25 protein-coding genes are annotated in these 20827 nt (G+C 38.4%); all 25 read right to left on the reverse strand.

Features of this window, described 5'->3' with window-relative positions:
- Nucleotides 1-14 precede the first annotated feature (14 nt).
- The 25 genes from EV203_RS03115 to fliG all read right to left on the reverse strand — a co-directional run bounded on the left by EV203_RS03115 (nucleotide 15) and on the right by fliG (nucleotide 20821).
- A complete protein-coding gene (locus EV203_RS03115) occupies nucleotides 15-1955 on the reverse strand; it encodes a chemotaxis protein CheA (protein ID WP_132039129.1) in 1941 nt (646 codons plus the stop codon).
- A complete protein-coding gene (locus EV203_RS03120) occupies nucleotides 1933-2529 on the reverse strand; it encodes a CheB methylesterase domain-containing protein (RefSeq protein ID WP_011025693.1) in 597 nt (198 codons plus the stop codon). Before EV203_RS03120 ends, EV203_RS03115 begins: the two co-directional genes overlap by 23 nt.
- Before the next feature lie 3 nt (nucleotides 2530-2532).
- The gene (locus EV203_RS03125) at nucleotides 2533-3159 is read right to left on the reverse strand and encodes a flagellar brake protein (protein WP_132039130.1); all 627 of its coding nucleotides are present in this window, start codon (nucleotides 3157-3159) and stop codon (nucleotides 2533-2535) included.
- A gap of 14 nt (nucleotides 3160-3173) precedes the next feature.
- Complete coding sequence (locus EV203_RS03130; protein ID WP_132039131.1) at nucleotides 3174-4019, reverse strand: MinD/ParA family ATP-binding protein; 846 nt, start codon at nucleotides 4017-4019, stop codon at nucleotides 3174-3176.
- Nucleotide 4020: 1 nt separating this feature from the next.
- Nucleotides 4021-5046 carry a flagellar biosynthesis protein FlhF gene (locus EV203_RS03135; RefSeq protein WP_132039132.1) on the reverse strand — a complete coding sequence of 342 codons (1026 nt, stop codon included), beginning with the start codon at nucleotides 5044-5046 and terminating at the stop codon, nucleotides 4021-4023.
- Entirely contained in the window at nucleotides 5036-7057 is a 2022-nt protein-coding gene (gene flhA, locus EV203_RS03140) for a flagellar biosynthesis protein FlhA (protein ID WP_132039133.1), read from the reverse strand. The genes EV203_RS03135 and flhA overlap by 11 nt, the downstream gene beginning before the upstream one ends.
- A gap of 11 nt (nucleotides 7058-7068) precedes the next feature.
- Nucleotides 7069-8160 (reverse strand): flagellar biosynthesis protein FlhB, encoded by a 1092-nt coding sequence (gene flhB, locus EV203_RS03145; RefSeq protein ID WP_132039134.1) that lies wholly within the window; start codon nucleotides 8158-8160, stop codon nucleotides 7069-7071.
- Entirely contained in the window at nucleotides 8157-8939 is a 783-nt protein-coding gene (gene fliR, locus EV203_RS03150; protein WP_009610438.1) for a flagellar biosynthetic protein FliR, read from the reverse strand. The genes flhB and fliR overlap by 4 nt, the downstream gene beginning before the upstream one ends.
- Before the next feature lie 6 nt (nucleotides 8940-8945).
- Nucleotides 8946-9215 (reverse strand): flagellar biosynthesis protein FliQ, encoded by a 270-nt coding sequence (gene fliQ / locus EV203_RS03155; RefSeq protein WP_011025700.1) that lies wholly within the window; start codon nucleotides 9213-9215, stop codon nucleotides 8946-8948.
- A 12-nt stretch (nucleotides 9216-9227) separates the two neighbouring features.
- Nucleotides 9228-9893 carry a flagellar type III secretion system pore protein FliP gene (gene fliP / locus EV203_RS03160; protein ID WP_132039135.1) on the reverse strand — a complete coding sequence of 222 codons (666 nt, stop codon included), beginning with the start codon at nucleotides 9891-9893 and terminating at the stop codon, nucleotides 9228-9230.
- A complete protein-coding gene (fliO, locus tag EV203_RS03165; RefSeq protein WP_132039136.1) occupies nucleotides 9893-10237 on the reverse strand; it encodes a flagellar biosynthetic protein FliO in 345 nt (114 codons plus the stop codon). The genes fliP and fliO overlap by 1 nt, the downstream gene beginning before the upstream one ends.
- Before the next feature lie 10 nt (nucleotides 10238-10247).
- Nucleotides 10248-10607, reverse strand: a complete 360-nt coding sequence (locus tag EV203_RS03170; RefSeq protein ID WP_132039137.1) for a response regulator — start codon at nucleotides 10605-10607, stop codon at nucleotides 10248-10250.
- Between the two features lie 19 nt (nucleotides 10608-10626).
- Nucleotides 10627-11718, reverse strand: a complete 1092-nt coding sequence (fliY, locus tag EV203_RS03175) for a flagellar motor switch phosphatase FliY (protein ID WP_165911579.1) — start codon at nucleotides 11716-11718, stop codon at nucleotides 10627-10629.
- The gene (gene fliM, locus EV203_RS03180) at nucleotides 11711-12709 is read right to left on the reverse strand and encodes a flagellar motor switch protein FliM (protein ID WP_132039139.1); all 999 of its coding nucleotides are present in this window, start codon (nucleotides 12707-12709) and stop codon (nucleotides 11711-11713) included. The genes fliY and fliM overlap by 8 nt, the downstream gene beginning before the upstream one ends.
- A 14-nt stretch (nucleotides 12710-12723) precedes the next feature.
- Nucleotides 12724-13131: a flagellar basal body-associated FliL family protein gene (locus EV203_RS03185; protein ID WP_132039140.1), complete on the reverse strand. Its 408-nt coding sequence runs from the start codon at nucleotides 13129-13131 to the stop codon at nucleotides 12724-12726.
- The gene (locus EV203_RS03190) at nucleotides 13128-13337 is read right to left on the reverse strand and encodes a flagellar FlbD family protein (protein WP_132039141.1); all 210 of its coding nucleotides are present in this window, start codon (nucleotides 13335-13337) and stop codon (nucleotides 13128-13130) included. The genes EV203_RS03185 and EV203_RS03190 overlap by 4 nt, the downstream gene beginning before the upstream one ends.
- A gap of 48 nt (nucleotides 13338-13385) precedes the next feature.
- Nucleotides 13386-14627, reverse strand: coding sequence for a flagellar basal-body rod protein FlgF (gene flgF / locus EV203_RS03195; protein WP_132039142.1), 1242 nt, complete (start codon nucleotides 14625-14627; stop codon nucleotides 13386-13388).
- An 80-nt stretch (nucleotides 14628-14707) separates the two neighbouring features.
- A complete protein-coding gene (locus EV203_RS03200; protein ID WP_132039143.1) occupies nucleotides 14708-15058 on the reverse strand; it encodes a TIGR02530 family flagellar biosynthesis protein in 351 nt (116 codons plus the stop codon).
- Between the two features lie 9 nt (nucleotides 15059-15067).
- Nucleotides 15068-15463 (reverse strand): flagellar hook capping FlgD N-terminal domain-containing protein, encoded by a 396-nt coding sequence (locus tag EV203_RS03205; RefSeq protein ID WP_132039144.1) that lies wholly within the window; start codon nucleotides 15461-15463, stop codon nucleotides 15068-15070.
- A gap of 17 nt (nucleotides 15464-15480) precedes the next feature.
- A complete protein-coding gene (locus EV203_RS03210; protein WP_132039145.1) occupies nucleotides 15481-16692 on the reverse strand; it encodes a flagellar hook-length control protein FliK in 1212 nt (403 codons plus the stop codon).
- Nucleotides 16693-16707: 15 nt separating this feature from the next.
- Nucleotides 16708-17286, reverse strand: a complete 579-nt coding sequence (locus EV203_RS03215) for a MotE family protein (RefSeq protein WP_132039146.1) — start codon at nucleotides 17284-17286, stop codon at nucleotides 16708-16710.
- A gap of 12 nt (nucleotides 17287-17298) precedes the next feature.
- The gene (fliJ, locus tag EV203_RS03220; RefSeq protein WP_132039147.1) at nucleotides 17299-17742 is read right to left on the reverse strand and encodes a flagellar export protein FliJ; all 444 of its coding nucleotides are present in this window, start codon (nucleotides 17740-17742) and stop codon (nucleotides 17299-17301) included.
- A gap of 5 nt (nucleotides 17743-17747) precedes the next feature.
- The gene (gene fliI / locus EV203_RS03225; RefSeq protein ID WP_132039148.1) at nucleotides 17748-19061 is read right to left on the reverse strand and encodes a flagellar protein export ATPase FliI; all 1314 of its coding nucleotides are present in this window, start codon (nucleotides 19059-19061) and stop codon (nucleotides 17748-17750) included.
- Nucleotides 19054-19737, reverse strand: coding sequence for a FliH/SctL family protein (locus tag EV203_RS03230; RefSeq protein WP_424945273.1), 684 nt, complete (start codon nucleotides 19735-19737; stop codon nucleotides 19054-19056). Before EV203_RS03230 ends, fliI begins: the two co-directional genes overlap by 8 nt.
- A 76-nt stretch (nucleotides 19738-19813) precedes the next feature.
- Complete coding sequence (gene fliG / locus EV203_RS03235; RefSeq protein ID WP_132039150.1) at nucleotides 19814-20821, reverse strand: flagellar motor switch protein FliG; 1008 nt, start codon at nucleotides 20819-20821, stop codon at nucleotides 19814-19816.
- Between the last annotated feature and the right edge of the window lie 6 nt (nucleotides 20822-20827).

The following is a 20827-nucleotide window of genomic DNA, read 5'->3' on the forward strand; positions in this document are numbered from 1 at the left end:
TTCTTCCCTCCTATTCAGAATAAATTATTGGCGTCCACAATAAGCGCTACCTGTCCGTCACCTAATATAGTTGCTCCTGCAATCACCTTTACGTTGGATAAGTATTTGCCTAAAGGCTTTATGACTATCTCCTGCTGTCCGATTAAGTCGTCCACTGTGCAGCAGGCCAGATTTTCTCCTTTCTTGATTATCACGCAAATTAAATTTCCATTTGATTCCACTTTTTTCGTCTGAAGTATTTCGTTTAATCGAATTATTGGAATGACTCGACCCCTGTAGAGAACTATTTCCTTTCCTTGGACATTTCTCACTTCATCCTCTTTTTTGTGGACTATTTCGGAGATTGAATTTAGAGGAATTGCAAACTTTTCATCTCCTACTTTCACCAATAGAGCCTGTATTATAGCCAAAGTCAAAGGAAGCTTTATAACAAATTTTGTTCCTTTATCTGGCTCTGAGAACACCTCAATCGTTCCATTCAAAGATTCAATCTTATTTTTTACAACATCTAATCCTACGCCTCTTCCAGAAATGTCAGTTACTTTGTCTGCTGTGCTAAAGCCGGGTTTAAATAAAATTTCAAATATCTTGTCCTTCGAAAGACTAGCAATTTGCTCTTGAGTGTAAAGTCCTCTTTCTATGGCTTTTTCTTTCACCTTTTCAATGTCAATTCCTCTTCCATCATCGCTCACTTCGATTATGACGTTATTTCCTTCGTGATAGGCTTTTAAATTGATTGTGCCCACCTCAGGCTTGCCCTTTTTTATCCTCTCCTCCGGCAGCTCTATTCCGTGATCAATGGAATTTCTTATTAGGTGAACAAGAGGGTCCCCAATTTCATCTATTACAGTCCTGTCTACCTCAGTTTCCTGGCCATACATATTGAGTGTAATTTTTTTCCCTAACTCGTGGGAGAGGTCTCTTACCATCCTCGGGAATCTATTAAATACCCTCTCTACAGGTACCATCCTCACCTTCATAACTGCATCGTGCAAGCTGGTAGTAATTCTCTCCAAGTATTCAATTGCATTTGCTGTTTCTGGATTTTTGTTATCAGCTTCCAGCCCTTCTAACCTGGTCTTTATGATTATCAGTTCGCTGACCAAATTCATGAGATTGTCGAGTCTGTCTATATCTACCCTGACGCTTTTTGAAGTTTTATTCTGGCTTATCGTCTTCTTAGCGGCTTCTAAAATCTGAGTGTCTTCTGTTTCCTCCTTGGAAGGAGTCACATTTATTTCCTCTATCTCTACTCTTTCTACTTCAGGAATGGCAAGGAGCATTTCTTCTAACTTTTCCTTTTCTTCTTTTGTGAGAAAATGGAGTGTGAAGCTATAATCAAATTTTTCATCCTCTATATCCTCAACAGGAGGAAAAGAATTTATTATGTCTCCCATTTTATCGAGGTTGTTAAATATCACAAAAGCCCTTGCAGACTTCATCATGCAGCCTTTGTCTATATGCACAGTTATTTTAAAAGCCTTGTAATTTTCTTTATAGGCTTCTCTTATTATATCTTCCTCGTATTCGTTAATAGAAAGACTGCCACTATAGGTAATAGCCTTTTCTTCATTTCCCGGCATTTTCTTTATGCCCGAAAGCAAGAATATCACGTCGTCTGCCGGAAAATCTTCTCCTGTTTGAGATATGGAGTTTAGCATTTCACCTAAAACATCTACGCTTTTAAAAAGTATATCCATTATAGAGCTGGTAATGGACAGTTTACCGTTCTTTACTTCTTGAAGCACATCTTCCATCTTGTGGGCTAACTTATTCATGTTTTCAAAGCCCATAGTAGCTGCCATTCCTTTTAAGGTATGGGCAGACCTGAAGATTTCATCAATTACTCCCTTGTTCTGAGGGTCTTTTTCTAAAAGGAGCAAGTTGCTGTTTAAATTTTCTATGTGTTCCTGTGACTCTTCTATAAATATCTCAATATATTGATTGGTTTCCATAAAACTCCCTCACTTTCTCTATTATCTCCTGTGGAATTTTATCTAGCGGTAGAATTTTGTCTACCAGCCCTGTTTTGATGGCACTATACGGCATTCCTTTTGCAATAGAAGATTCAACATCCTGAGAGATTATGAAAGCTTTTTTCTCTTTTAAAAATCTGATTCCCTTTGAGCCATCACTTCCCATCCCTGTGAGTATTACAGCTATTATGCAGGAATCAAGCTTTGATGCGCTAATAAAAGTAGCATCTATTGAAGGCTTGTAAATAGAGTCAAACTGTTCCAAAAGTTTTATTTTGACTTCATCCCCTTCTTTTACAAGAAGAAGGTGTTTATCTCCTGGAGTAATATACGCCACATCGCTTCTTACTACCTCTCCGTCTTCCGCCTCTTTCACTTTTATCTTGCACTTTATATCAAGTCTTTCTGCCATAAGACTTGTAAATTTTTGAGGCATGTGCTGAACCACTATAAAAGGTACCCCTATATTTTCAGGTAAACTTGAAAGCAGATACTCTAAAGCTCTTGGCCCCCCCGTAGAAGACCCAATGAGCACAATGCATTTATTCTTCATATCTTATTCAATCCCTTTTTGCCTTATTTTTCTCTGTTCTTCGAAGATGTAGCGGATTATCTTTTCTCTCATTCTCTCTTCAATGTCTACGTAACACACTCCCACCTCATACCCCTTTTCCATGGACTCTTCGTATCTCACTACCTTTCCAGAAACCTGTATTTCTTCATCTAAAGTAAAGCTGCAATCTATAATAGTGCCTATTTCTAATTTCTTATCTACCCGGCACCTCAATCCTCCCCCGCTTATATCCTGTATTACACCTTTGTACTCCTTCTCTTCTTCACCCCTTATTCTGTAGGTGAAAGGTATTACTTTTTCCAGCCTAAAGTACTTTCTCCTCTGCAATCTCTCCACGCCACTTATAGGCATGATCTCTAAAAGGGGGAGCTTTCCTGAAAATCTATTTAACACTTTCGCGTAAAAGATGAATAATCCCTGTTTTGTGAAGTAAATAACCTGCACGATGGAACCTACTCTAATTGGCACGAGATGTCCACTGTAAACAGGAGTATCAACTAAAAGGGTGCCGTCTTTTGACACATCCTGCACTTGAGAAGAATACATGGTCTTTCCTTCATTTAGGCCTATTTTAATCTTCTGCCCTGGTTGTAAATTCACCTGGTTCATCTATATTCTCCTTCTTATCTCTGTTTTAAAAGTTTTGCAAAAATCCCCCACAACCCTTGCGGTTCTTCGGGAGGAGATTGATTGGCTAATTTGGCAGCAATTTGAATTAGCTGCTTCGCAGTTTTGCCATTGGGATACTTAATCACGATAGGAGTCTGCTCAATTATGCACTCTGTCATCTTTTCGTCAATTTCCAAATATCCTAGGTCGTTTAGAGAAACCCCCAGATAGTTATTGACTACAGTTTCAAATCTTTTATAAATTTTTCTGTATTCTTCAAAATTTTTTACCTTGTTAATGAGCACATTTATCTTTTTCTTTTCGCCTACTAACGAATGTTTAATGAGTGTATAGGCATCCATTATAGAAGTAGGTTCAGGAGTGACTATTAACACAATTTCATCTGCAGCTTGCAAAAACTGGTGTACTACCTTGTTAAGTCCTGCACCTGTATCTATAATAATAAAATCGGAATAATAGTCTAAAATTTTAATGTTGCTGAGAAAAAGTGTTAAATCCACTCCTTTGTCAATTAAGGTAAAATCTCCACCAGAAGAAATGTATTTTACCCCCAATGGTCCTTCACTTATCACCTCAGTTATCATTTTGTTATTGTAGAGTACATCAAAGAGGGTGTATCGAGATGTGACTCCCAGCTCAATTTCCACATTTGAAAAACCTAAATCAGCGTCAATTATTGTCACATTGTAACCAAGCTTTTTCAAGGCCAGAGATAAATTTACAGAAATACAGGTTTTACCTATCCCTCCTTTTCCGCCACTTATAGTTATAACTCGGCTTTTTTTTATGCCTTTCTTTTGGGAAACCAATCTTCTTAAACTTTCAGCCTGGTCCATCATTTCAATTCCCCTTTACTATGTTAGAAAAGATGATTTCACTATCCGCTAACATCAAGTCATCAGGTACTATTTGCCCGTTTGTAAAATAAGAAATTGGTCGCCCAGAGTAATACACGGCATTTAATATAGAACTGTAGTTGTCTGTTTCATCAAGTTTTGTGAATATCAACTTGTAATTGCCTGCAAAGTCGTATCTATTTATAACTTCTTTTAAGTCTTGAGACCTGGTAGTAGCGCTTAAGCAGAGGAAAATTTCATCGCATTCAGCGTATTTTATAAAGGTCTTAAGTTCGTTTATCCTCTTTTCGTCTTTATGACTTCTCCCAGCAGTATCTATCAAAACCACATCATAATCTTCAAATTCGGGCTGAAGTTTGTGAAATTCAAATATATTGCCCACAACTTTTACAGGAACCCCTAAAATATCTCCATAACTCTTAAGTTGGTCCACAGCAGCAATTCTAAAGACATCCGCTGTCACAAGCATCACTTTTTTCCCCTCGTTCAAAATAAGATGAGAGGCAATTTTAGCGACGGTCGTAGTTTTCCCCACTCCAGTAGGCCCTATGAAGAGTACCTTTTTACTTCTTTCGCTATCAAGTGGCTGAGGGGCTCCCAAGAAGGATTTTATCCTCTTTTTCAAAACTTCTTTTCCTACATCGTCCAATTTATCAATTCCTTCTCCCAAAAGCTGTGATAACTCTTTTTCAATGCCATATTCCACAAGCTTTAAAGTGATAGACTTTACACCATTTTCAGAAATTTCACTGCTCTTATTCGTAGCTATCGTCTTTATCAGATTCTTAAGTTCATTTATATCGCTTTTTGTAATCACTTCCTTGGGAAAATTGTAAGGATTATCTTCTACAGCAGCCACCACCTCTACTTTGCTCTTCTTAAAAAGCCCTTTTATTCCCCTTTCCCTTATCCTGTGCTGATGAAGGATTACAGCATTGCTCCCCATTTCCGCCTTTATCATCTTTAAAGCCTCTTGAAAGTCATCGGCTATGTATTTTTTAATTTTCACCCAGTTTCACCGTCCCCACAGAAATTACTTCTATATTAGGCAAAAGCTCATTGTAAGATAAAACAACAATGTCCGGAGAAATTTGTTCCACCAGTTTTCTTAAGTAAAACCTTGTGACAGGAGCTGTAAGAATCACCGGCTGTATCCCTCTTAAGCTCACGTTTTTTGAAACTTCCTGTATATTCCTTAAAATTCTTTGAGCAGTTGAAGGTTCAATTGCAAGGTAAGACCCGTGTTCAGTCTGAGTGATGCTAGAAGATATTATCTGTTCCACTGCAGGGTCTAGGGTTATAACTTCAATTCTGCCGCCTGAAGCATATCTATTGGAAATAGTGCGGGCAAGGGCTTGTCTCACATACTCTGTTAATACATCTGTGTCTTTTGCAATAGGAGCATAATCTGCCAGAGTCTCCAAAATAGTCACAAGGTCTCTTATGGGAATTCCCTCTCTTAAAAGGTTTGAAAGTACTTTTTGCACTTCCCCAACTGTCATAATTTTGGGTATAAGCTCTTCCACCAGCGTAGGATGCGTTGACTTTATATTGTCAATGAGGTTTTGCACTTCTTGCCTCCCCAAAAGTTCATGAGCATGCTGTTTTATGATGTGCGTCAAGTGGGTAGCTATCACAGTAGTCACATCTACCACTGTATACCCTCTTGCTTCCACCTTTGACCTTTCATTTTCATCAACCCAAATAGCCGGAAGACCAAAAGCAGGCTCTCTTTCTCTTATTCCTTCTACGTCCTCTTCAATTTCACCTGCTGTCATCGCCATATACCTGTCTACATAAACTTTACCGCGGGCTATTTCATTTCCCTTAATTTTTATCACATATTCATTTGGCTTTAACTGTATATTGTCCCTCAAGCGAATCATAGGAACTACAATGCCCAGTTCCAAGGCAATTTGTCTTCTGATCATGACAATTCTATCTAACAATTCTCCACTGGCGAGGGGAATTAACTCATAACCAAATTCCAGCTCAATTGGATCTACTTGCAACAATTCGTATACCTTCTTGGGATCTCTTATACTTTCCAATTCCTTTATGCTTTCTTCTTGCTCTTCTTCTTTCACTGGAATCCTCTGAGTACCTGCAAAGCCAAGATAGGCAAACAAGGCTCCCATTACTATGAGAGGAAGTTTTGGCAAAAGTGGCACTAATATCAATGCAAAAAGTAAACCTGCAGCTATTTTTAAGATGCGAGGTTCACTAAAAAGCTGCTTTACTATATCTTCTCCTAAATTGGATTCGGAAGCTGATCGGGTGACAATTATACCTGTGGCAGTTGAGATTAAAAGAGCAGGAATCTGATTTACCAGCCCATCTCCTATTGTCAAAAGAGTATAAGTGTGCAAAGCTTCCTTTGCATCCATTCCTTTCATTGCCATTCCAATGATGAACCCGCCAACAACATTTATGATTATAAGTATTATTGAGACAATCGCATCCCCTTTGACAAATTTGCTAGCACCATCCATAGCTCCGTAAAATTTTGCTTCCTGTTGTATTTCCTTTCGCCTTTCACGAGCTTCTTTTTCTGTTATGAGGCCGGCGTTTAAGTCGGCATCAATAGCCATCTGTTTTCCCGGCATAGCATCCAAAGTAAAGCGTGCTGCTACCTCCGATACTCTTTCAGCACCTCGAGTTATAACAATAAATTGAACAATTGCGATTATTAGGAAGATGATAAATCCAACTACAGGATTCCCTCCTGTTACAAAACTTCCAAAAGCCTGTATTACTCCTCCTGCATAAGCATTAGTAAGGATGAGTCTAGTGCTAGAAATATTAAGAGCTAACCTTATAAGAGTAGTTATCAGAAGTATTGAAGGAAATATGTAAAAGTCTAGAGCGTCTTTCACGTACATTGTAGTTAAGAGGATTATAATTGACAAAGTTATATTAAATATCAATAAAAAATCCATTACAGGAGGAGGTACTGGAATTATTATCAATAAAACTATTCCCACCACAAAAAGAGTTATTGTAAGTTCAGGGGCTTTCAAAATATCCCTCCTTATTCTCCCCGCAAGCTGTACACGTAGGCCAGCACTTCTGCTACTGCTTGATAAAGTTCAGGCGGAATCATCTGTCCTACTTCTGTAGAATTGTACAGGGCTTGGGCAAGAGGCTTATTTTCTACAATAGGTATATCAAGCTTTTTTGCTTCTTCCTTTATCTTTAAAGCCAACAAATCCTTTCCTTTTGCTACAACTACAGGAGCATCGTTTACCTCGCTGTCATACATCAAAGCAACTGCAAAATGGGTAGGGTTTGTGATGACAACATCCGCCTTTTTTAAGTCCTGCATCATCCTTCGAGTGGATATCTGTCTTTGCTTTTTGCGTATTTCTGCTTTTATCTGCGGATTCCCCTCTGTTTCTTTAAATTCTTCCTTTATATCCTCTTTGCTCATTTTGAGACTGTTTTCATACTCCCTCCACTGGAAAAAGTAATCAATAACTCCTAAAACTATTAGCACAATTCCAATTCTTATAGTAATACCGAAGAGAATGTTTGAAGTATACCTCAAAAGGTCCTGAACAGACATATCGAGAAGCATCGGTATTCCTTTGTACTGGGAAGCTAAGAAAGAATACATTATGTAAAATAACACGACCACTTTTGCTACAGATTTCAAAAGTTCCACTAAAGCTCTTCTTGAGAATATCCTTTTAAATCCCTCTACAGGGTTTAGCCTTTCAAACTTTAAAGTCAAAGGCTCTGCAGTAAACACAAACCCAACTTGAAAGTAAGTGGATATGAGAGATACTGCAAAAATTGCCAGCATAATAGGTACCGAGATTAAAACTACCTGATTTACCATATAATAGAAAATTTTCCATATCCCTGCTGTGTTAAACACATCGTCATTCGCCCCAGAATACGTGATAAGAAGAAACTTTAAGAGGTTTCCCACTCTACCTAGGAAACTCTGCAAAAACAAATGTATCATTAAAAATCCTGTCACGATGACAAGTGCAGAGGTTATCTCCCTGCTTTGAAAAACCTGCCCTTTTTTTCTAGCCTCCTGTCTTCTCTTTGGAGTAGCTGGTTCCGTCTTCTCCCCAGCAAAAAGCTGCAGATTTATTTTGCTCAAAGTTATCACCTTGTCATTAATTTAATCAGCCTAAAAATATCTGCATTCATGCCGTTGAATATAAAATCCACTATGGTAAGGTACATTGGCAACATAATAATCAATGTAAAAATCCCTACAAAAACTTTGGCAGGCATTCCCACCATAAATACGTTAAGCTGCGGGATGGTCCGGGAAATTATTCCCAAAATTAAATCTGTCAAAACAGTGGTCAAAATTATAGGAGCGCTTATTCTAAAGCCTATCGCAAACATGTCTGATACCATCTTAGTTAAAACCTGTGACATCCCTGATAAATCGAAATAAACTTTCCCAATAGGTATTATTTCGGTGCTCTTTGCTAAAAAGGTAAAAAGAAGATAATGTCCGTTCATCAGCATGAATATCAAAATTGTCATGATGTATATAAAATTGCCCATGAGAGGCACCTGTGCTTCACTGTGAATGTCCAGAATGTTTACAAGCCCAAAGCCAAGCTGATAATCTATGAGCTGACCTGCTAAATACACCGCGCTAAAAGATATCATGGAGGCAAGCCCTATTGTAAGCCCTACTAAGAATTCAGAAATCACTAGTAAAAAATATGTCAAAACATTGTCTATGGATATAGGAACAAGTGGCATCACATCAAATACTATGAGAGATGTAAAAAAACCCAAACCTATTTTAAAAACAGTTGGAACGTGCTTTGTCCCAAAAAAAGGAGCGAGTATAAAAATTCCTAGCATCCTTACAAAAAGTAATATAAAAACCTGTACATTCTGTAAAATATAGCTCATCGCATCCATAGCACATCACTTTATGAAGTTATTTATATTGAGAAACAGGCGCTGTGTGTAATTTACAAGGGTAGTAAGCATCCAAGGTCCAAACAGTATCAAACTTAAAAGCACAGCTACGATTTTTGGCACAAAAGACAAAGTCTGCTCCTGAATTTGCGTTGTTGCTTGAAAAATGCTTATAAGAAGTCCAACTCCAAGGGCTACTGCCAGCATAGGAGTTGCCACTGTCAAGGCAACAGATAAAGCCTCTCTTCCAAGGTCAACCGCCATACTACTTGACATTTTTTCATCCCCTTATCTAAAACCTAAAATGAGAGACTTAACTACCAAATTCCACCCATCTACAAGAATGAAAAGAAGCACTTTAAATGGCAGAGATATCAAAACAGGTGGCAACATGAACATTCCCATTGACATGAGCACACTGGCAACAATTATATCTATTACTAAAAACGGGATGTAGATTATAAATCCTATCTCAAAGGCTGTCTTCAACTCGCTTATTATAAAAGCAGGTATTACAACTCTCATAGGGAGATCTTCTACCTTGTCTGCTTTAATCTTTGCAAGATTCACAAAAAGCGCAAGGTCATTTTGCCTTGTCTGCCTTAACATAAAGCTTTTTAGGGGTTTGATTGCTCTCTCATAAGCTTCATACTGGTTTATTTGACCTTCCACATAGGGTTTTATGGCATTGTTGTTTATGTCATATCCAACAGGTGCCATTATGTAAAAGGTGAGGAACAAAGCCAACCCAATCAACACCTGATTAGGCGGCATCTGCTGAAGCCCTAAAGCATTTCTCAAGAAGGCCAGCACAATGACTATTCTCGTAAAAGAGGTCATCATTATGAGTATAGAAGGTGCAAGGGTCAAAACTGTGAGCAAAAGTACAATTTGCAAACTCGTAGATAAATTAGAAGGAGAAGTAACAGAGGATACCAAATTACTTAAATTCATCATTTATCACCATCTTTTTTAAAAAGGTTCCTAAATCTCTCTAGAGAAAAGTTTAGTTCAACCGCAAAGTCCTTTTGTTTTTCCATTTTTACATGTTCTTTCTCTATTTCAGCTAAATAAGTTATGGTGCTATTAGTCACTCCTATTAGCATGAATCTATTGCCCACTTTTATAATATAAAGCCCCTTTTCTCTCCCTAAAGAAATAAAATCTATGACCTCTAAGTTTGAACTGCGACCTAGCTTTATGGAGCTTTGTCCGATAAAGCGAGTTATATAGAAAGCGGCGCCAATCACAAGAAAAAACGCAACAAGATACCATATAAACTGAATCCAGTAGGGCACTTTAAACGCCTCACTTTAACAATTTTCTGATGGCTTCTACCACTCTATCCGGTTGGAAAGGCTTCACAATAAAGTCTTTTGCACCTGCCTGTATGGCTTCTATGACCATTGCCTGCTGTCCCATAGCAGAACACATTATTATCTTCGCATTTGGGTCTTTAGCGCGAATTTCTTTTACTGCCTGAATGCCATCCATTTCCGGCATGGTTATATCCATTATGACCAAATCAGGCTTTTCTTGGACGTACTTTTCCACTGCTACTACCCCATTTTCAGCCTCTATGACACTTCCAAGATTGTTCTTTGAAATTATATCTTTTATCATCATCCTCATAAAAGCAGCATCGTCGACAATCAATATTTTGCTCACAATGATTCCTCCTTGTCTTTTATTCTATATTGCCAATTCTCTTGCTCGGATGGACAATCTCTGTAATCCGCACCCCAAAATTCTCATCAATCACCACTACTTCTCCCTTGGCAATGTACTTACCGTTTGCCAGTATATCTACAGGCTCTCCTGCCAGTTTGTCAAGCTCTATTATAGAACCCTCTGTCAGTTCTAGTATGTCTTTTATTAACTTTTTAGTTTTGCCAAGCTCAACAGTGATAGTAAGGGGCACGTCCAGTATCAAATCCAAATTCTTACTCTCTCCTTTCGCCTCCTGCTGAGGCTCTTCATCAAAATTCTGAAAAATTACTGGGCTCACATTCACTTTTTCTTCCTTTTTAATGGCTTTTTCACTAGCCATTTTTTCTTCAGATTCTCCTTTGCTCTCATTTTTCCCCTCTTTAACTTCTGCAGGCGGTGAAGTAGAAGTAGTAGCCTGTTGAAGAACGCTCTTAACAAGCTCTTTAGCAAAGTCAAAAGGTATGAGCTGCATTATTTCGCTGTCAATTATATCTCCCACTTCCATCTTAAAAGCAACTCTTACAACATCTCCTTGAGGAAATGCTACATCCTCCGGCAAAGCTGTTGAAAAATCCACTATAAAGGCCTTCGGAGGAGATATGTTTATCTTCTTGTTTAGCAAAGTTGAAAGAGATGTGGCAGCTGAACCAATCATTTGATTCATTGCTTCACCGACGGCGCTTAAGTGAAGGTCTGTTATCTCTCCTTCTTCTACTTTACCATCTCCTCCCATCATGAGGTCAGTGATTTTTAGCGTATCTTCTTTTTTCAAAATAAGAAGGTTATACCCTTTCAATCCTTCTGTGTACTCTACCTGTACAGCAACATAAGGTATGTTGAATTCTTCTTTTAACTGGTCCCATGAGAGCACGGAAACCTTCGGAGTTGTGATAGTGACTTTGTTCCTCAAAAGAGTATACAAAGTAGTGGCAGATGTACCAAAGCTTATATTTCCTATTTCCCCCAATATGTCCTTTTCTTCATCAGTCAGTTCTTTTTTTTCCTGTGTTTCTTCTTGGAGCCCTTTTAAGAGAGCGTTTATTTCCTCTTGCGACAAGAACTCATTCACTTTCTTCATCTCCTTTGTAAATAACTTCTGTTATTTTGACGCTGTATCGCTTACTTTTAATTCCAGGTATTCCTTTAAATTTTACTTTTTTATCTATTATCACCTCTACAGGTTCGTTGTATCTTTTATCCAGCATTATCACATCTCCTACTTCAAACTTTAAAAGGTCTCCTACCGTGACGGTTGCGCTTCCCAATTGCACCGTCAAAGGAATGTAAGTCTTGTCAATCTTTTCTTTTATAAGTTCGGGATTCACTTTTTCTTCTTTTTTCATGCTCGAAAACCAAAACTTAGTTGTAAGTTTTGGCACAATTGGCTCTAGCGTCAAATGAGGCATGCAAAAATTCATCATTCCCTCTGTCTCGTTGATCTTTATTGAAAGCGTGCATAAAGCCACTGTCTCATTTGGCGAAATGATCTGCGCAAACTGAGAATTGGTCTCTACTCTCATCAGGGAAGGAGTGAGGTCAATTATATTGCTCCAGGGATCTTCTAACAAAGGCAGTATCTGCTTTACAATTTTGGTGAGCAAATTGATTTCTATTTCTGTATAATCTCTGTCTAAAAATTCTCCTTTGCCCATCCCTCCTAAGAGCCTATCCAATATGGCGTAAGTGGTATTGTTGTTAAGTTCTAAGAGGAAGGGCCCTTCCAGAGGGGATGCGTCAATTATAGCGATGAACACAGGATTGTTTAAAGAATTGCTGAATTCGTAATATGTCAGCTGGTCCACAGATACAACAGCCACATTCACAATGGTCCTCAAATAGCCCGATAGAAAAGACGTGAGAGACCTTGAAAAATTTTCAAAAATCATCTGTAAGGTTCTGAGCTGTTCTTTTGAAAATTTGTTGGGCCGTCTGAAATCGTAGGATCGAATTTTTTTTGTCTTTTTCTCTTCTACTTTTACTTTCTCTAGGTCTTTTATTTCCCCTTGACTAAAAGCCTTTAAAAGCTCATCTATTTCACTCTGTGAAAGTATCTCTGCCAAAAGCTCCCTCCTCCCTACTGCACGATAAAGTCGTTAAAGTACACATTAACTACTTTTCCTTCACCTATTATTTTGTTTATCTCATTTTTTATGTCATTTTTAAGCATTTCTTGCCCTTGGGGTCCTTCTACCTCTTGCACAGTTTTACTCCTTAAGATCTGAATTATAGCATCTCTGATCTGGGGTGTATTTTCCTTCAGCTTCTTTAACACTTTAGGGTCTGTTACTTGAAGTTCTACCACCACTTTTATAAACTTGCCGTCTCCTTTTAAATTTGTTATGAATTCTTTACCTGGAGAATAATTGTAATAGGTGACTTCCGGCGTTTTATTCGGGTGAGCAAAATTGTTGAAGTACACAAAAGCTGCGCCAAAGGATAAAACCATCGCTATTACTACTATAAGGATCTTCTTTGCATTCATTCTAACACCTCTTTACCTTTTTCTATTGCAAAAATTTTTCTTTTGTATTGGATTACTCTTTCTATGACCTCTTCTGGCGTCTCTTTTACTACGATCTTTTTGCCTGTAGTAAGGCTTATAACTGTATCTGGCGTCTTTTCTATAAATTCAATGAGGTCTGCATTCACGACAAACTCTTCACCATTGAGCCTTGTCACATAAATCATGTTTTTCCTCCATCAAACCTGCCGGGGGTACCCCCAGCAGGCTAAACTTTATCTCTTCATATTCACTAAATCCTGCAGCATTTCATCTGAAACGGTGATGACTTTAGCGTTAGCCTGAAATCCTCTTTGAGTGGTAATCATATCCACAAATTCATTAGCCAAGTTGACATTTGACATCTCTAAAGTCCCTGGGTTTATACTGCCTCTGGTTCCACTTCCTGCTGCTCCTATCATGGGTTCTCCTGAGTTAACTGTATTTATAAACATCGTATTTCCTACTTTTTCTAAACCCATGGGGTTCTGGAAGTCAGCAAGAGCTATCTGCCCTATTACCTGTCTTCTGCCGTTTGAATATATACCAGATACAACCCCGTACTTGTCAATGTTGATGCTCTGCAAAGCCCCTGCCTCATTGCCATTTTTGCTTAATTCTCTCAAATTTGTTTCTGTTGAGAACATTGTAAGCTTTGAAAGGTCGATATTGACAGGGCCAATCTGAGCATTTGTAACTGCTGTGTTCATGTTAAAGGTTAAAGTTCCGGTAGCCTGCGTATTAGGAGCTATTTTCCCATCAGCTCCAAAAGTGATTGTCCCTGAACCATCAACAGAAGAAATGTACGGGTCCTGAGAAGTTACACTCCAGTTCCATGTATTGGGGTCCTGCCTTGTGAAAGTTATTGTAGCAACATGGCTTCCACCCTGTGTATCATAGACAATTATGTTGTAGCTTATGCTCTGATTTATCCCAGTAGAAGCATTCAAATTTCCGCCTATTTCTAATTGAGTAGTGGTAGAAGGCTCCATCCCAAACCAGTTTTTAAGGTTTATAGGAACTAAATTCCCGGTGTCAGTGTTCACTGTCTTGCCATCAGTTGACATCCATCCTAAAACTTTATATCCATCAGGAGTTACCAAGTCTCCATTAGAGTCAAAACTAAAATTTCCCGCCCTCGTGTAAAGAATAGATTCCCCATTTGAAACTATGAAAAATCCATTTCCGTCAATTGACAAATCTGTTGGGTTGTCAGTTCTCTGGGCTCCTCCTCTTGTAAATAAAGTATCAATAGAAGCTATGGCAACTCCTAGACCAATTTGCTGAGGGTTTGTTCCTCCGCCATTTCCTTGAGGAGCCGAAGCTCCTTTTATGGTCTGGCTGAATATCTCTTTAAAAGTCATCCTGCTTGCCTTATATCCCACTGTATTTACATTGGCTATATTATTTCCAATAACATCCAACTTTGCCTGATGAGCCTGTAAACCCGAAATTGCAGAATACATTGACCTTAACATTCTCTCTCCTCCTTTTATTTTAAGCGCTGCCCGCTTTCTCTGTCAGTCGAAAGCGGATAAGCCCCCTGTTAAGGTCCGGCTTATACTATCACAGCGCCGTCTATATTTGTAAAAACGCTATTTTTTAACATGCTCTCGTCCATAGCAGTTATGACCGTCCTAGATTTCAAATTCACCACAAAAGCTTTATTATCCATTATTATCAGCGAATCCTTTATCCCTTTACTGCTGGCTTTTTCAACAGCCTCTAAAAGCTTTTTGTACTCATCAGGTGTAATCTTTACATTCCTCGCTTCCATCCTTAGAAGGGAATGTTTTGAAAATTTAATTTCTGCAAACTTTTCTTCAAAAACCTGTTTAAAACCTTCTCCGTAAGAAGGCTGGGGCTTCTGTATAGAAGGTCCATTCAGCGAATTAAAATGGACTTTCAAAGTATCACCTCACTCAGTGACAGTTCTCACAGCGTCCAAAGGTATATCTAAGCCTTTTACTTTGAGAAAGTACTGCCCATTTTCTCTGTACACAGCATCAACTTTTCCAAAAACTTCTTTGTAATTTCCATTCCCCTCATTTATAGTAGCGTACACGTTTTTGCCTATAAGCGCTATAGCTTTTACAAAATTAAAACTTTCATTCAAATTCCGCATCTGCTCTAAAGCAGAAAACTGCGCAAGCTGTGCAAGAAACTCCTTGTCATCTACAGGATTTAAAGGGTCCTGATTTTTTAGCTGAGTCACAAGAAGCATCAGAAAATCATCTTTTCCTAACTCGCTTTTTGTAGTGACTTTATTCTGATTGGAAGGAGGCAGTACACTGTAGTTTGTATTTACATTCACTTTAAAGCCTCTCCTTTCTATGCCATCAGGTCAAGATGGCCATCTTTGAAATAATAATTTTGAGAAGTAAGGTCTAGCTCTTCACTTGGCAAATACTTTTTACTTCCGTAATGGTGGAAATAGCGCAGGTTTTCATTTCCTCCATAAAAACTTCCCTGATAGTTTCCTTCGCCAGTGTACTGAGGTGTAAATTGAAAATTTTTATCTACTGCTACATTCACACTTTCAATTTTTATCCCTTTTAAATCCAGCTGAGCCTGCAGCAGAGAAAGATTTGATTCAATTTGGTGCTTTGTCTTCTCGCTTTCTGTGATAATTGTAGCTACTATATTGCCATCAATTGATTTTAAGCTGATTTGAAGTTTGCCGAGTATCTCCGGTTTTAGATTGACAGTCACAGATGAAGCCCCTTTTTCTTTTGCCACAAATACATTATCTACTATCTGACGAAAGAGTCTGTCAACAGGATCATTAGATTTTTTGATGGAAGTGTAGATTAAATTGCTAACAGGCTTGCCCTCATTTTTGAAAAAAACAAATTCCTGTTTTACATCAAAATTTTTTTTCTCTGTCTTTTCTTCTTTTGCCTCCTTTGCAGCAATGAAAGCTTCTTTGTCGATTTTTAATTGCGAAGTTTTATCCTGATTCTTTTGAACATTTTCCTCTGCAAAATCCTTTTGATTCAAATCCTGTAAAAAAGGCTTGTCCAAGTCTTTTACCTTCGCAAGCTTTATATGGCATTCAATCACTTCTGGAGAAAGTTCAATGTTAAAATTCTCCTTCAAAAAATCGCTTATTTTCTTTGCAATCTCTTTAAAAGTAAAATTCTTTTCTTTTATAAAACCTTGTAGAGCAACTTCTAATTTTTCTCTGACCTTTTCAAACTCTAATGCACCTTTTTCACTTGAAATCGTCTCTAAACTCAAAGTTATAGTCTGCATTAATGCTGGAATAAAATTGTTTAAATCCTCCATTATATCCTTATCTTCTTTTACTTTTTCTTGAAAAATTTCTACATTTTTTAGCCCATTTTTTTGAGAGAGGAATTCTTCTTTTTTTAGATTCAGGGGATTTTCTTTTATATTTCCCTCTCTTGTTTCAGTGAGTTCACTTAAAAGAAGGTCTAAAAAGCTTACTTTTTCCTTCCCATTTTCACCTCCTTTTGCCATCTTACTGTCAACTGCTTTTAAAAAAGGGAGCAATTCCTGGACTACGACCTGCTCACTCAATTTTTCACCTCCTTTCTAAGGCACCATTGTGGCACTCTTTAAGAGCATATTTGTTATCTTTGCAGCCTTTTCAGGCTTTAGTGCCTCCATTATTTTTGATGCGCTGTCTTTGTTCATAGAAGTCAGTATTTTAATCACTTCTTCATCTGACATGTTGTTTAAAATTTGGGCAGCATTTTGAGGGTCCATGTTCTGATAGTACGTGGCTATGTCTTTCAAACTGTTTTGCCTGCTTTCAAACTGCTGTTTTAAGGTTAATTTTTCATTCTGCAGTTCCTCAATTTGCTTTTTGAGCTCTTCTATCTGAGCGTTTTGCTCTTTTATCTTTTCTTCGTAGTTAGAAATAGTAGCTTCTTTTTTCTTCAGTTCCTCATTTAACTTTGCAATCACTGCATCTTTGTCTTCTGTTTTAGGAGAAGAAACTATCCCTTTTAAGAGAGGAATTTTTGATATTTGCTTTGTCAGGAAAACTTGACTTCCGCCTATATTGAAGTACACCAGAACAGAAGACAAGACTATAACTAAAACCAGTGCTAGAATTATCACCCATTTTGCTTTTGACCTTTTTTTCTCCTGAACCTGCTCATTTTGCATGGAAATATCCTCCTAATAGGATTTAGCAACTTTGTAGCTCACATGTTCATCTATCACTCTTGACTGTTCGAGATTTAGTAGATAAAGATATTCAGCAAACTGTCTTTCCTTTAAATTTTCCAAGGCCTTTTTTTCTTTCGACACCTTCAAAAGCCCTTCCCTTATTTTTTCTGCCTCTTTTTCCAATTTCAAAATGTAGTTGGCCTGTTTCTCAATCATTTCTCTAATTTTCATTATGTAGGCTTCTGTCTCTGCCAGTTTGTACATCAAAGTCCCCTCTTCTACTTCCTCTTTCGCTCTTTTAGTAACTTCCTGAAGGTGCTTCTTTAGGTTTTCAAGTTTTTCTCTTTCTCTCTCTATCTCTTTCATAATTTTTGCTAAATTCTCTTTCTCAATCTTTTCTGACTGCTCTTTTAAATTCAATACCGACTGGAGGGTAAATTCAAATTTTTTCATTCTCATCACCTTTCAAGAGATTTAGCTAGAAGTTTTTTCGTAGTTTCAAAATCATAAGCTTCATCGATTTTCTGCCTTAAGAAGCTGTTCATTTTTTCATTAAGCTCAATCGCTTCGTCAATTTTAGGGTTAGTGCCAAAGTTATAAGCTCCTATGTTTATCAGGTCCTCCGCTTCTGCGTAAGTGGCGAGGATATTCTTAAACTTTGCCACCAGCTCCTTGTGTTCATCCGTTATGATGTCATTTATCACCCTGCTCACGCTTGCCAGTACGTCTATGGCCGGATAGTGGTTTTTGTTTGCAAGCTTTCTGGATAAAACTATGTGTCCATCCAGTATGCCTCTTACCGCGTCAGCTATAGGTTCATTAAGGTCATCTCCGTCTACCAAAACCGTGTACAAAGCTGTTATTGATCCCTTTTGAGATGACCCTGACCTCTCCAAGAGTTTTGGAAGCACAGAAAACACAGAAGGAGTGTATCCCCTTGATACAGGTGCTTCTCCAATAGATAAACCTATCTCTCTCTGAGCCATCGCGAAGCGCGTTATAGAGTCCATCATGAGAAGCACGTCAAGGCCCTGGTCTCTAAAGTACTCAGCTATAGCAGTAGCGGTCATCGCTCCTTTCACTCTCACCAAAGCTGGCGTATCAGACGTTGCTACTACTACGACAGACCTCTTTAGCCCTTCCTCTCCGAGGTCTTTCTCTATAAACTCGTTTACCTCTCTTCCTCTTTCTCCAATGAGAGCAATCACGTTTAAATCTGCTTTTGCGTTCCTCGCCATCATCCCGAGAAGGGTACTTTTCCCAACTCCGCTTCCTGCAAAAATTCCAATCCTCTGCCCTTTGCCGCAAGTCAACAGACCATCTATTGCCTTTATGCCTAGAGGCATTACCTCTCTTATCCGTTTTCTTTCCAGAGGGTCTGGAGGAGTGTTGTTTACAGGAATTGATTTTTCGTATTTCAAGGGACCTTTACCATCTATTGGGTTGCCAAGTCCGTCCAAAACCCTCCCTAAAAGGGATTTCCCTACATTTACTTTCAAGGTCTGGCCTGTAGCTATAACTTTGCTTCCCGGTCCAATTCCCTCCATGTTGCCTAGAGGCATGAGATAGACTTTTTCCTCCTTAAAACCTACTACCTCAGCGAGAACTTCATTCCCATCAATTGTCTTTATGTAGCATATTTCACCTATATTAGAAAGTGGACCTACGCTCTCAATAGTAAGGCCTATCACCTGGGATACTTTTCCGTAATATCCTACTAGCCTTTTTTCTCTCAAAATCTTTGAATATTTTTCCAAAATCCCGCTACTCATTTAACACACCTGCGAACAAGCTTTTTAAAGTCTTCAGTTGAGTTGTCACTCCAGAATTTATCACTCCAGAGTTTGTCTCAATTATACAATCTCCTTTTCTCAAGGAGAGGTCTTTGACAATGTTGATTTCATCTAAAAACTCTACATCTTTTAAAATCTTGTCCTTATTTTTTACGCAATGTTCATAATCTTCTTCACTTACTCTTACAGTCACCTTATCAAAAGCGTTGTAATTTTCCATTCCCTTTTTTATGAGGCTTAGTATCAAATCCTTGTCTTCTTCCACGTGTTTTCCTACAATTTTCTCCACTGCCTCCAAAATAACGTTTATCATGTCACTCTCTGCCTCTTTGTAAAGCCTCTTCTTTTCCTCCAATATCTCTTCTTTTAAGGCTTTTGCCTCCTCAATGAGGGCTTTGGCTTTTTCTTCTCCTTTTTTGTATCCCTCTTCATACCCTGCACTGTAACCTTCTTCATAGCCTTTTATCCTGTACTTTTCTTCAATTTCATGCGCTCTTTCTTCTGCTTCTTTTAGCATCTTCTCAATATCTTCTCTCGTTTTTGAAAGGATCTCCCTTTGGACCTGTTTTGCTCTTTCTATCATCTCTTTAGCCAAGGTCAAGCTCTCATTTTTTACATTTTTACCTTCTTCTTTCTCTTCAACTGGACCCTCAATCCTTCTTTTCTTTTCAGGTACCGCAAATTTTAGCAGGACAGGAGAGGAGATGTTGACCTCTTTTTCTTTATAATACCTATACAATAATCTCGTCCCCTCCTCCTCTTGAAATTACTATCTCGCCTGCTTCCTCCAGCTTTCTTATTATGTTTACAATTCTCTGCTGAGCTTCTTCCACATCTTTTAACCTTACAGGACCCATGTACTGTATGTCTTCCTTTATCATCTCTGCTAGGCGCTTCGACATATTGCTGTAAATGACTCTCTGCACTTCCTCGCTGGCACCTTTTAAAGCGAGGGCGATATCGTGGTTGTCCACTTCTCTTAACACTCTCTGTATAGACCTTGAATCCAACGTGACAATGTCCTCAAATACGAACATTCTCTTCTTGATCTCTTCTACAAGCTCAATATCTATTGTCTCTAATGTATCCAAAATGTTCTTCTCGGTGCTCCTGTCAACAGAGTTCAGTATATCTACAATTGTCTGTATTCCACCAGAAGAAGTGTAATCTTGAGTTACAAGTGAAGAAAGCTTTCTTTCCAGAATTCTCTCTACTTCTTTTACCACTTCAGGAGATGTGCTTTCCATTTTAGCTATCCTCATTGCCACTTCAGCCTGCAATTTTTCAGGCAAGGAGGAAAGGATGGCTCCTGCCTGCTGGGGCTTCAAGTAAGATAGAATCATGGCGATGGTCTGAGGATGTTCGTTTTGTATAAAATTGAGCACTTGTGAAGGGTCTGCCCTCCTTATGAAGTCAAAGGGCCTCACCCTTAATGAAGAGGTGAGTTTGTTTATTATCTCAAAAGCTTCTTGAGCTCCCAAAGCTTTTTCTAAAACAGTTTTTGCGTACTCAATTCCGCCCTCTATTATGTATTCCTGTGCAACGCACATATTGTAAAATTCATCAATTATTTTCTGTTTTTCTTCAGGAGTTAGATTCCTTATACTGGCAATTTCTAAAGTCAGCTGTTCTATCTCTTCTTCTCTCAAGTGCTTGTAAATCTCGGCAGAAAGTTCTGGACCCAAGGCTATTAAAAGCATTGCGCTTTTCTGCCTTCCAGTTAAAGGTCCTCTCGCCATATTATC

This window comes from Caldanaerobacter subterraneus (assembly GCF_004345675.1).
Classification (GTDB): domain Bacteria; phylum Bacillota; class Thermoanaerobacteria; order Thermoanaerobacterales; family Thermoanaerobacteraceae; genus Thermoanaerobacter; species Thermoanaerobacter subterraneus.